12 protein-coding genes are annotated in these 10,928 nt (G+C 61.8%); 6 read left to right on the forward strand and 6 right to left on the reverse strand.

Annotated elements, in window-relative coordinates; translation table 11 throughout:
- Positions 1-13 precede the first annotated feature (13 nt).
- Positions 14-1,684, forward strand: a complete 1,671-nt coding sequence (locus DBR16_RS13090) for a tetratricopeptide repeat protein (RefSeq protein WP_109261672.1) — start codon at positions 14-16, stop codon at positions 1,682-1,684.
- Here the strand turns inward: DBR16_RS13090 and DBR16_RS13095 are convergent.
- The 3 genes from DBR16_RS13095 to rlmN are packed head-to-tail and all read right to left on the reverse strand — an operon-like array spanning position 1,681 to position 4,465.
- Positions 1,681-2,460, reverse strand: coding sequence for an extensin-like domain-containing protein (locus DBR16_RS13095; RefSeq protein WP_109261673.1), 780 nt, complete (start codon positions 2,458-2,460; stop codon positions 1,681-1,683). The two genes, DBR16_RS13090 and DBR16_RS13095, sit on opposite strands and share 4 nt — an antisense overlap.
- Before the next feature lie 11 nt (positions 2,461-2,471).
- Complete coding sequence (locus DBR16_RS13100) at positions 2,472-3,329, reverse strand: GNAT family N-acetyltransferase (RefSeq protein WP_233347837.1); 858 nt, start codon at positions 3,327-3,329, stop codon at positions 2,472-2,474.
- Entirely contained in the window at positions 3,326-4,465 is a 1,140-nt protein-coding gene (gene rlmN / locus DBR16_RS13105) for a 23S rRNA (adenine(2503)-C(2))-methyltransferase RlmN (protein WP_109261882.1), read from the reverse strand. The genes DBR16_RS13100 and rlmN overlap by 4 nt, the downstream gene beginning before the upstream one ends.
- A 111-nt stretch (positions 4,466-4,576) precedes the next feature.
- Between rlmN and DBR16_RS13110 the strand changes: the two genes are divergently transcribed.
- Both DBR16_RS13110 and DBR16_RS13115 read left to right on the forward strand, forming a co-directional pair.
- A complete protein-coding gene (locus DBR16_RS13110) occupies positions 4,577-5,797 on the forward strand; it encodes an ATP-binding protein (protein WP_109261674.1) in 1,221 nt (406 codons plus the stop codon).
- Between the two features lie 9 nt (positions 5,798-5,806).
- Positions 5,807-6,556: a DUF6065 family protein gene (locus DBR16_RS13115; protein WP_109261675.1), complete on the forward strand. Its 750-nt coding sequence runs from the start codon at positions 5,807-5,809 to the stop codon at positions 6,554-6,556.
- Here the strand turns inward: DBR16_RS13115 and DBR16_RS13120 are convergent, their stop codons facing one another.
- A complete protein-coding gene (locus DBR16_RS13120) occupies positions 6,557-7,054 on the reverse strand; it encodes an invasion associated locus B family protein (RefSeq protein WP_109261676.1) in 498 nt (165 codons plus the stop codon).
- 152 nt (positions 7,055-7,206) lie between these two features.
- On the opposite strand from DBR16_RS13120, the gene DBR16_RS13125 reads away from it, so the two are divergent.
- A complete protein-coding gene (locus DBR16_RS13125) occupies positions 7,207-7,788 on the forward strand; it encodes a sigma-70 family RNA polymerase sigma factor (RefSeq protein WP_233347839.1) in 582 nt (193 codons plus the stop codon).
- Positions 7,789-7,861: 73 nt separating this feature from the next.
- Positions 7,862-8,545, forward strand: a complete 684-nt coding sequence (locus tag DBR16_RS13130) for a ChrR family anti-sigma-E factor (protein ID WP_109261678.1) — start codon at positions 7,862-7,864, stop codon at positions 8,543-8,545.
- Here the strand turns inward: DBR16_RS13130 and DBR16_RS13135 are convergent.
- Together DBR16_RS13135 and DBR16_RS13140 are read right to left on the reverse strand one after the other, a co-directional pair.
- A complete protein-coding gene (locus DBR16_RS13135) occupies positions 8,542-9,057 on the reverse strand; it encodes an RNA methyltransferase (RefSeq protein ID WP_109261883.1) in 516 nt (171 codons plus the stop codon). The genes DBR16_RS13130 and DBR16_RS13135 overlap by 4 nt on opposite strands.
- 17 nt (positions 9,058-9,074) lie before the next feature.
- Positions 9,075-9,950: an isoaspartyl peptidase/L-asparaginase family protein gene (locus DBR16_RS13140; RefSeq protein WP_109261679.1), complete on the reverse strand. Its 876-nt coding sequence runs from the start codon at positions 9,948-9,950 to the stop codon at positions 9,075-9,077.
- A gap of 139 nt (positions 9,951-10,089) precedes the next feature.
- On the opposite strand from DBR16_RS13140, the gene DBR16_RS13145 reads away from it, so the two are divergent.
- Positions 10,090-10,869: an SDR family NAD(P)-dependent oxidoreductase gene (locus DBR16_RS13145; protein ID WP_109261680.1), complete on the forward strand. Its 780-nt coding sequence runs from the start codon at positions 10,090-10,092 to the stop codon at positions 10,867-10,869.
- Positions 10,870-10,928 lie beyond the last annotated feature (59 nt).

Consider the following 10,928-nt stretch of genomic DNA (forward strand, 5'->3'; position numbering starts at 1 on the left):
TTATGGTGACGGGATGGCATTCTGGACCTCTCTCAAAAGCGGCACTGCTCCCGTCCGCGTCTTCCTTCAGCGGCGCTGGGCACCTGTGGCGGCAATAGCGGCTGTCGTCGCCACCACGCTGGGTGTGATTACCGATCTGGACAGCCTGGTCCGGCGCGGCGGGTCCTTGTCGCAGGCCGAGGCGGCGGTGCTGGCGCAGAATGTCGCTACGCATCTGGAAACCGAATCCCTGGCCCGGGGCGGCGAATTCGGCGGAAATACCGATCTGGAGCGGGCCACCCGCCAGCTGGCCCGGTCGGGTGACCGGCAGGTCGAGCGCGCGCTGGCCGATCTGAACAATGGCGACAGCGATGCGGCATTCACCGCCCTTGAGCAAAATGCGCGGAGTTATGAGCGGCGGGGCCCGGCCATGGCCGCTGCGCGCTGGTTTGCGACCGGTGTTCTGGCCGAGGCGGTTGATCCGCAACGGGCCATCAACGCCTATGAACACGCCCTTGGACTGGTGCCGGATGATCCGCGCACGCTCGACCGTCTGGGCGGCGTGTATCTGGAATCCGGCGACGATATCCGTGCCGAAACCTTGATACAGCGCGCATTATCCCTCGCCGCCGCCGCAGAAGATGAAACGGAACAGGCCCGCATCCAGTCGAGTCTCGGCTCGCTGGCCTGGATGCGGGGTGATCTGGACACCGCCGATGATCACTATGCCCGGTCGCTGGAACTGGCGGACCTCAATGGCGCCCTGGTGCAATCCGCCCGGCAGCTGGGAAATCGCGGCCTCATTGCCAGCGCCCGCGGCGATAGCGGCAGCGCGGAAGCCTATTTCGACCGCGCCTACCGCCTGATGGAGGAGGCTGGCGACGCTCTGGGCATGGCAATGGCGCGCAATAATCTGGCAAATATTCACCTTCAGCGCGGCGAGCTGGACCGCGCCGAGGACATGTACCGCCTGACCCTGGCCGAACTGGACTCTGCCGGTCAGCCCGGGCGGGCCGCCCTGACCATGGCCAGCCTGGGGAGTGTGGCCGAGTCCCGCGGCGATTTTGACTCCGCCGCCCGGTTTTATGAGCGCAGCCTCCGGCAGGCCCGCGACCATCAATATGTCCGCGCCATCGAGCGCGCTGCCCGGAATGCAGGGTGGATGGCGCTTCGCCAGGGAGACCATGACCGCGCCCGGGCCTTTGCCGATGAGGCGCTGGCCGCAGCTGAACGCATTCCCGATCCCGCAAATCTGGCAGATGTGCTGATCCTTTCGGTGGGGATTGCCGCCTCGGCGCAGGATGATGAACGCGCGCGCGCGGATGCCGCCCGGGCTTTCGGAATCATCGAACAACGGGGCGCGCCGCCGGACACGCGCGCCTATCTGCATGACGCCTTGGCCCTTTCCGCCTTTGTTGCCGGTAATTATGCCGAGGCCGAGCAACAGGTGACACAGGCGCGGCAATTATACGGGGAGGCGGGTCAGGTTTCTGCCATGGCCGAGCAGGAGCTACGCCTCGCCACTCTGGCCTTCCGCCGCGAGGCGCATGATGAGGGCTGTGCCTGGCTGGAAGCCGCCGAGGTCAATTATGGCCGCTCCGGCATCATTTCCGAGGCCAATCGCATGGTCGACCGCCGGCAGGCCGAAAACTGTCCGCCACGGGAGATTGGCGGGCATGATGGCCGGTCAGAAAACCCGGATTAGGAGCAGATTTCCCACGGCCCCATGTCCAGATGGAAATGGTCGGCGTGTGCGTCATTATACTCTGGCCCGAGAACCCCGGTGAAAATCTCGCAGGACCGGTCGCGCACTTCGGTCAGGAAAGCCGTGTCAGCGCCGCCATTATCCCAGCGGTGAACGCCGACAATGCGGCCATCTGTCAGCCTGAAACCGGAAACATCAATGGCATTTGCGCCGGCATGTTGAGACCAGCGCCCGGCCTGGGAGCCGTTTTCCCGCCGGCAATTATAGGTGCCGTAATGCAGGATTTCCTCGACCTCGGCATCCAGATGCCGGGCCGCGGCCGGGGCCACGATCTCGCGTTCCCAGATATAGAGCGCGGCCGCCAGCGCACAGGAGGCGACCGGCGGTTCCGGGGCCGCATAATCCAGATTGGAGCCGGAAATCTGCACCCCTGCCTGCCAGCGGCATTCCGGTGTTGATGACCGGGGCGTCACATTCTCATAGCTCATATTCGAACCATCGAGCGCCGCCAGGCAGGCCTGGGGATCATCCCGGAGCGCCCGGATATGCTCGGAGGTAAACAGCCGGATCGGTTCCTCCAGATCGGCTTCGCCCCAGGCTTTCCCGCCATCCGGCAGCTGCTCGATATAGAAAAACACGCCCAGCACCCCCAGCAGGGCAAAGATCAGGATCGAGCCACGCAGGGCAATCTGCACAGGCAGGCTGCTGCCGCCCCATACGTCCGGCTTTCTCGCCTTCGCCGGCGGGCGGGCGCGTTTGTTTTCAGGCGATGGCATATCAAACGTGTTTAAAGCGGAGCTTTTGGGCCATTTTCGGGCACAACCATACCGTATATCAGGCTGTCACGCACGCCGATATGAGTCGACCAGTTGCCTTTCAGCCGCCCTTCATAACTCAGACCCAGCCGCTCGATCAGCCGGATGGAGGGGGCATTGTCGGGATCCACATCCGCCCAGATGCGGCGGAAATCCCTCACCTTGATGGCATGGTCGAGCATTTTCGCAGCAGCTTCCCGGGCGAACCCCTGTCCCTGGGCATCCGGGCGGAACATGAAACCGATCTCCGCCTGGTTGCCGGCCTTGTCCATCAGGATCACCCAGCCCAGCGCCTCACCGGGCCCATCCTTGCGCTCGACCGCCCAGCATTGACAGCCGTCTCCGTGGGCATTCCAGGCCAGATAGTCATGCACCTCGGTGACCGTCTGCATCGGCCCGCGCGACCAGTATGTCATGTTGGCATCATCCGAAAGCGCCGGGAAAAGCGCTTCGGCATCATCTTGCCGGATTGGCCTCAGGACAAGGCGTTCAGTTTCGTAGACCGGTACCGGATGGGCGACCTTGCGCTCGGCCAATTCGTCATCGGTCAGCGTCAGCACGATTTCCGGAAACCGCTCGTCAATACAGGCTTGCATGGTCTTGAAGCAATCCATGGAGAAGAAGTCATGGCGCTCGAAACACGCCTTGCGGACATCTTCGGACGGCCAGCGGGCATAGGACCAGAACAGCCCGTCCGCCCCTTCATGCAGGCGCGCGCCATAGGAGGCGCAGGTTTTGTGGATGGTTTTCGTGCCCTCGGTCCAGGCCGCGCGGAAAGTGTCTTCCGTGCCCGGCTTCAGTCTCCAGCGATACAGGACGGCGGAGGTCATGCTGGCTTGCGCTGGCTCGCCCGCAACCGCTCGCTCTCCGACTTCAACTGCCCGCAAGCCGCAAAGATATCGCGCCCGCGCGGCGTGCGGATCGGCGAGGCATAGCCCGCCCGGTTCACGATCTCGGCAAACGTCTCGATCGTTTCCCAGTCCGAGCATTCATAAGGCGATTCAGGCCAGGGATTGAAGGGGATGAGATTGATCTTGGACGGTACGCCCTTCAGCAGATTGACCAGTGCACGGGCTTCCGCAGGCGTGTCATTCACGCCTTTCAGCATGACATATTCGAAAGTCACGCGGTTGGAATTGTTGAGCCCCGGATAGGCCCGGATCGCGTCCATCAGCTCGGCAATCGGATATTTCTTGTTCAGCGGCACCAGCTCATTGCGCAGATCATCATTCGTGGCGTGCAGCGAGATCGCCAGCATGGCGCGGGTGCGCGTTCCCAGCTCGGTGATTTTCGGCACCACACCCGAGGTGGAAACGGTCATCCGGCGGCGGCCGATCGCCATGCCATCCCCATCCGACATGATGTCGATTGCATCGGACACGGCATCCAGATTGTAGAGCGGCTCGCCCATGCCCATGAAGACGATATTGGTGATCTGGCGGTTTTCGTTCGAGGTTGGCCATTCATCAAGATCGTCGCGCGCAATGATGACCTGCGCGGCAATTTCCTGTGCGGTCAGATTGCGCACCAGCTTCTGTGTGCCGGTATGGCAGAAGGTGCAGTTAAGCGTGCAGCCGACCTGGCTGGAGACACACAGCGCCCCCGACCGGCCGACATCGGGAATGAAGACGGTTTCACATTCCACGCCCGGCGCAAGACGGATCAGATATTTTCGCGTGCCGTCCACCGAGACCAGACGTTCGACAATTTCAGGCCGCGACAGCACAAATTTCTCTGCCAGGACCGCCCGTTGTTCCTTCGCGATATTGGTCATCGCCTCGAAATCGGTGACACCATGATGATGCACCCAGCGCCAGACCTGTTCGGCCCGCATTTTCGCCTTGCGGTCCTCGACACCGGCCGCCTTCATCGCGTCCAGCATTTGCGGACGCGTCAGCCCGGCCAGCGAGCGCGGACCGGCCGCCGGCCTGGCGGAAGGATCATATATGTTCAGGGCCATACTCATGGGAGCGCGGACATAATGCATATTGGCCACAAAAGCGAGAGGGCGCGGTCGGCATGTGATTTGCAGCACTGAGGGTGAAACGCCGGAGCGGCAGGAACGGAGCCCAGTGCCATGTCCAGTATTCTCGTTCTCGACCATAATCGCGCCAGCCTTGCCGTTGCCCGCGCGCTTTCCGGCATGGGTCACAGGGTTGTTGCAGGCGTTTCCGGCTATTGCGACTATGCCAACCTGTCGCGCTTTGTCGCCGAGACCGTGCCGATGCCCGATACGGCCAGCCAGCCGGATGCGGCAGTGTCCGGCATCCGCGCCCTGTGTGACGCGCGCGCCGATATTCGCGGCATTTTTGCCGTTGATGAAACCGGCACACGCCTGCTCGCGCAGCGCCGCAATGAATTGCCGCGCCAGCTGTGTGTCTATGCCGCCCGTCCGGAAAATGTTCTGGAAACCGTCAACAAGGACGCAATGTCGGGGATTGCCGAAATGGCAGGCCTGCCAGTGGCGCCCCGCATCACCGTTGATAATTTTACGGACCTCAGGGCAGCGGTCCGTGATATCGGCTTCCCCCTCGTTGTGAGGGCGGTTGAAAGCAATCACGACCTGTATGGCCGCAAGGCGCTGATCTGCCGGGATCGCCAGGATTTCGACGCGATCGTCACCGACTGGCCCCGGGAGGATCATCGTCAATTGTTGGTACAGCGCTACAATGCCGGACACCGCCATAATGTCTGCTGGGTCGCGGCGGAGGGCAGGCTGCACTCGGCCATCGAGATGAAAGTGCTCCAGACCACGACCGGTGGCCAGGATGGTTATGGAACGCTGGTCGAAACGGTAGAGCCGCACCCGAAACTGAAAAACTGGGCGCACCGGCTGGCGGAGGTCTTGTCCTATCATGGCATGGGGTCGCCACAATTTCTCGTGGACCCGTCGAACGGCGACATCACGTTTCTCGAATTCAATCCGCGTCTGGATGCCAATATAAGACTGGCGGAATCGGTCATGCCCTATATTGAAACGGCGGCGCGGCTCGCCGAGGGCGGAACCCTCCGTTCAGATGCCGGTCCCTGGGCCTATCAGCGCGGCAAACGGCTTTTCTGGGCCAAGGGTGAAAACCAGACACTGAAAGCCCTGAAAGCGGCGGGGCGGTACCGGGCATTACTGGCGCGCGCCGCCATGATCCCGGTGCACAGCCTCACATCGGTCCATGCGCTTTTCAGCTGGGATGATCCCTTGCCGGCCCTTGCCAGCCACCTCAATCCGCTGATCAGCCGGTGTCCGGGTGCAATGCGGGACGATTTCATTCCCGCGGTTCCGGAAGGGGCCGCAGCACGCTAGAATTATTGCATGAAACTGACGCTTTATCCGCTGACCGCAGAGGCGCCGCCCGTTCGCCCGGCCGACCCCCGCCGTTCCTGGATGGACGAGACGCCAGAAAGCTTTGCCTATCGTTGCCTGCCGCTGGCATTGGCCAATCAGCATGGCTGGGAAGTCACCACACCGGCCGGGTTCACGGCGGCATGGAATGGCGGAAATCTGCCCTCCGATGTCTCGATTGTATTTGATACGCCTCAAACAAAAAGCCTGTCGGGTGCGCCTCTGGCCAATTTCGGTTCCGGCGTCCTGACGTTTGAACTGCATTTCCTGCTGCGTACCCCGCCGGGCTGGAATATTTTTGTCACCGGACCGATGAACGGTATCAAGCACGGTATTGCGCCTCTGTCCGGCGTAATCGAGACCGACTGGAGCCCCTACACTTTCACCATGAACTGGCGCTTCACGGCACCGGACTGTCCCGTGCGATTCGAAGCCGGCGAGGCCATCGCCCACTTCTTTCCGGTCCGTCGCGATCTCTTCGACAAATTCGATCCGGCGCTGGATCACATCAATCGCGACCCGAAAACATACCAACAATTCATGCAATGGCGTGACAGCCGCCAGGATTTTGCCAGACGGCTGGCTGACCATGAGGCAGAAGCGGTCGAGGAAAAATGGCAAAAAACCTATTATCGCGGTCTCCGGCCGGACGGGTCACCCGGCGCGAAAGATCACAAGATCAAGCTGCGGGTCAAACCCTTTGCCCGGCCCTCCCGCTGATCAGCAGAGCGCGTCGACCCGCTGCAGGGCGGCTGTAACGCCGGTCAGCGAAAACAGATAGGCCGTGGCGGTTCCGCGCTGGCTGGTCGCTTCTATCCGCATGTCCGCACCGCGCCGCATCTGGCTTACAAGATCGCTTTCATCTTCAAGATCCTCGACAAAACCATCCTGGCCGGCCGCGAACATCTGGAAGCGGCTGGACCCGATCCGCGCCCGCGGGGGTGTTTCGGGCCGCAGGGCATAACCTGCCACAAACCGGGGTTGCTCTTCGGCCGCGCCATTGGCCCAGGTCGAGATCACGAAGAACACTTCGCCATGATCAACACTCGACGGTGTCATTTCGATGGGCCGGCTGGCGGCATAACAGACCAGACCGTTTTCGGTGTTGATGGTGAAGACGATCCAGTCGCCATAGGCGCCGCGGTTTTGCGCATCCTGCGCGGCACCCAGACCGGGAAAAACGGCAAACAGGACAAGAAGCAGAACTCGAAAACGCATCACTGATACTGGCTCCATAACAAGCGCTCGCCATACCATCCCTGCAATGCGGCGCTTTATGGGCGGTTAATGGCGAATCTGCTTTCCGCCATCCGTACATATCTGTTAGGCAAGGTCACCCCCGGGGGGAAGTGGCGACTGAAGGACCAAGCGTGCCCGACTCATCAAATCAGGAAGCTGCGGCAGTGGATCGCGCCCAGCTCGACGCCTGGGTCGAGGCATGCGCGCGCTCCGACCGGTCCGCCTTCGCGTCCCTGTTCACATTCTATGCGCCGCGCGTGAAAGGCTATCTGAAGCGTCTGGCGACCGATGACGCAACGGCCGAAGAGCTGGCACAGGAAGTCATGCTGACGGTCTGGCGCAAGGCGAAACAATTCGACCCGCGTCAGGCTTCGGCGTCGACCTGGATTTTCCGGATTGCGCGCAACCGGCGGATCGATATGGCCAGGCGCGCGGCCCGGCCGGCACTGGACGCCGAAGAACCGCTCCTGCAGCCCGTTGAAACCGAAGCGCCGGACAGTGCTGCCCATGCCCGGGATCGCGAGGAGCGCGTACGGGAGGCCTTGAAAAAACTTCCGCCGGATCAGGTGCACCTGCTCAAACTGGCGTTTTTCGAGGGGCTTACCCATTCAGAAATTGCCGAAAGGGAAGGTGTCGCGCTGGGAACGGTGAAATCCCGCATCCGGCTGGCCTTTGACAAGCTGCGGGGCCAGCTCGACCCCGGCGATATTTAATTTCGTTATGGCCTTGACCTTCACGTCACCCGGGACATATCGGAAATTCCGGAACAGAACATAGAAGAATCCTATGACACTGATTACGATGGATGACGAATTGATGGCTGCGCGCGCTTCCGGAGCGCTCAGCGCGCCCATGCGCCTTTTGCTCGATACGCATGCCGCCCTGAAAACCGATGTCGCGGACGCTGCCCTGACGGGTGATGTGTTCGGCGGTGCGATTCTGGAATCCCTGCCCGCCGAGTCGATGGCGGACAATGCGCTGGATGTGGCACTGGCCGCGATTGATGCCATCGAGACCGGCGCAGGCGAAGCGGCGGGAAGCGGCTTTATCAGCCGGGCAGATGCGGCGAAGCTGGCGCAATCGGCCCTGTCGGAACTCATGGATCTGCCGGACCCTGTCCGGGACAGCGCGCTGGACAGCGGCGCACAGTGGCGCTTCGCCGCCCCGGGCGTGCGCCGGATGGAGCTGATGCGCGAGGGCGATGCCGTTGCGGAGCTGTTGCGGATCGAGCCCGGCCATGGCTCACCAAGCCACACTCACAGCGGCCGGGAATTTACCCTGGTGCTGGCGGGCGCGTTCGCCGACGGCATTGGCCGCTACGAGACCGGCGATCTTTGCGCCGTTGGTGAGGAAACCACGCACCGGCCGATAGCCGAGCCGGGCGAAATCTGTTTTGCGCTGGCGGTCACCGACGGATCCCTGAAATTCACCGGCGCACTGGGTGCCGTGCAACGCCTGTTCGGCGGCTAGCGCCGTCTGGATTCCCAGGCTTCGATCGCATCAAGACCCGGCCCGCCGGGCATGACCGGACGCTCCGGATACCCGCCCATACAGAGCGTGCGATCATAAAGCGTGATCGCCGCGGCGACCGACACATTCACGCAGAACCGGGTGGGTATCCGGACGATATGATCACATTTCGCCTGCATGGCTTCGGAAAGCGAGCCTCGCTCCCGGCCGAGAACATAGGCCGCAGCACGCGGGTGGCGAAAACTCGGCAGATCCACAGCATCATCCGTCAGCTCGATTCCGACCAGTGAGCAGCCTGCTGGCAGCCGCATTTCGTCGAGCCTGTCCCAGCCATAATAGGGCACATTCTTCAGGCTCCGGGAGGTGTCGGAATCAAACACTTTCTGTGCCTTGTGGTGGGCATTGACCGTGAACGCAAAACTCGCCCCGAAGGCATGAGCGGTCCGCAAAATAGCACCGAGATTCATGGCTTTGGAAATTTCCTCTGCCCCGATTCCGAAATACCCTTTCAGCGGGCGGACCGGCCTGATCACGACAATTCCTGCACGCCGGCGGTAATCCGGCCATCAGCATGCAGCACGGCGCATTTCATGCCTTCCGAATTGTAAGGTGTGGCAATGCGGCCATCGCGCCCCACAGCAATAATTCCGCCGTCTCCGCCCAATCGCTTGACATCCTTCAATGCCCATTGCGCAGCTTCTTCAGGGCTTTCATGCAGATAGCGGATACGGGCGGCCACCGTTCCGGCCGCCAGCGAACGGATGAAAAACTCGCCCTGCCCGGTGCAGGAAACCGCGATGTCCTGATCGGCCCAGGTGCCCGCGCCGATCAAGGGGCAATCCCCCACCCGGCCGGGTGTTTTCTTAAGCGTGCCGCCCGTCGAGGTGGCGGCCGCCAGGCGCCCCTGAGCGTCCAGCGCCACACAACCGACCGTACCGGTTGCATAGGCGCGGCCATCCGGGACCGCAGCCGGAACATAATAGCTTTCCGGCTCCTCGACCCTTTCGAGCCCTTCACGCTCAGCCAGCCGGTTAGCGCCCCATCCTGCAAGCATGACATGAGGCGTCGATTCCATGACTTTACGCGCCGCCATCACGGGCGATACAAAGCCTTCCATAGCCGCAACCGCTCCGGCATTGCGTGTTTCGCCATCCATGATCGCGGCGTCCAACTCGTACCGGTTATCAGTGTTCGGGGATGACCCCTTCCCCGCCACATAAAGCCCGCTGACCTCCAGCTCGTAAACAATGGTCTCCACCACATCGAGGGCAGACCGGCCATCATTGAGCATGGCTTTCCCACGCGCCGCGAGGCCGCGCATGTGGGTGACTTCCCGTTCATAGGATTTTTTGGCGAGCACGCCAGCTCCGCCATGCAGGACCATGGCGACGGGTGTGGATGTCATGGCGCGAATCCTTGTGTCTCAACGCGGATGCCATTTAGCACCCGAATGCACTACATCAAAACGTCTGAACACCGTTCACTTCGACGCGCCGCCGCGCTATGTCGGGTTCAGGACAGAAAACTGCTTCAAGGGGAATTCCATGAAAATCACCAAGGATACAGCCGCCATTGTTACTGGCGGAGCGTCCGGCCTCGGCGAGGGCACTGCCCGGCGCCTGGCCGCAGAAGGTGCGAAAGTTGCGCTTTTTGATCTCAATGCCGAACGCGGCGAGGCTGTTGCCAAAGAGCTGGGCGGCGTTTTCTGTCAGGTCAATGTGGCCGATATGGCAAGCGTTGAGGCCGGCTTTGCCAGGGCCCGTGAAGCCCACGGACAGGAACGTGTTCTGGTCAATTGCGCCGGAATCGGCTGGGCGGAAAAGACGGCGCGCCGGTCCTCGTCCGGCGATATCGTCCGTCATCAGCTCGACAAGTTTGCCCTTGTGGTGACCATTAATCTCATCGGATCCTTCAATTGTGCAGCGATCGCCGCGGAAGGCATGCTGTCAAATGAACCCGATGATGGCGGCGAACGCGGCATCATTGTCCATACGGCGTCTGTTGCGGCGCAGGACGGCCAGATCGGTCAGGTTGCCTATTCAGCGTCCAAGGGCGGCATTTATGGGATGACCCTGCCAATGGCCCGCGACCTCGCCCGTGAGGGTGTGCGGGTTAACACCATTCTGCCCGGCTTCTTCGAAACGCCGATCTATCAGCAGATGCCGCCGGAAGTGAAAACCAACCTCGCCTCGCACCTTCAGTTTCCGCAGCGTTTCGGCACACCGGAAGAATATGCAGACCTCGTCGCCTTCATGGTAACGAATGGTTATATCAATGCGGAATGTGTCCGTCTTGATGCCGGGGCCCGCATGCCACCAAAATAGCACTCTGGCATATCTGTCAGGAAAAGCCGTGCCCGGGCCGGGTGCGGCTTTTTTGTTAC

Origin of the sequence: Hyphobacterium indicum, assembly GCF_003129605.1 — a bacterium.
GTDB lineage: Bacteria > Pseudomonadota > Alphaproteobacteria > Caulobacterales > Maricaulaceae > Hyphobacterium > Hyphobacterium indicum.

Excerpts from the sequence above, each read along its gene's own strand:
- DBR16_RS13090 (WP_109261672.1), top strand. The coding sequence starts at position 14 with ATGGCATTCTGGACCTCTCTCAAAAGCGGCACTGCTCCCGTCCGCGTC.
- DBR16_RS13095 (WP_109261673.1), bottom strand. The coding sequence starts at position 2,460 with ATGCCATCGCCTGAAAACAAACGCGCCCGCCCGCCGGCGAAGGCGAGA.
- DBR16_RS13100 (WP_233347837.1), bottom strand. The coding sequence starts at position 3,329 with ATGACCTCCGCCGTCCTGTATCGCTGGAGACTGAAGCCGGGCACGGAA.
- rlmN (WP_109261882.1), bottom strand. The coding sequence starts at position 4,465 with ATGAGTATGGCCCTGAACATATATGATCCTTCCGCCAGGCCGGCGGCC.
- DBR16_RS13110 (WP_109261674.1), top strand. The coding sequence starts at position 4,577 with ATGTCCAGTATTCTCGTTCTCGACCATAATCGCGCCAGCCTTGCCGTT.
- DBR16_RS13115 (WP_109261675.1), top strand. The coding sequence starts at position 5,807 with ATGAAACTGACGCTTTATCCGCTGACCGCAGAGGCGCCGCCCGTTCGC.
- DBR16_RS13120 (WP_109261676.1), bottom strand. The coding sequence starts at position 7,054 with ATGCGTTTTCGAGTTCTGCTTCTTGTCCTGTTTGCCGTTTTTCCCGGT.
- DBR16_RS13130 (WP_109261678.1), top strand. The coding sequence starts at position 7,862 with ATGACACTGATTACGATGGATGACGAATTGATGGCTGCGCGCGCTTCC.
- DBR16_RS13140 (WP_109261679.1), bottom strand. The coding sequence starts at position 9,950 with ATGACATCCACACCCGTCGCCATGGTCCTGCATGGCGGAGCTGGCGTG.
- DBR16_RS13145 (WP_109261680.1), top strand. The coding sequence starts at position 10,090 with ATGAAAATCACCAAGGATACAGCCGCCATTGTTACTGGCGGAGCGTCC.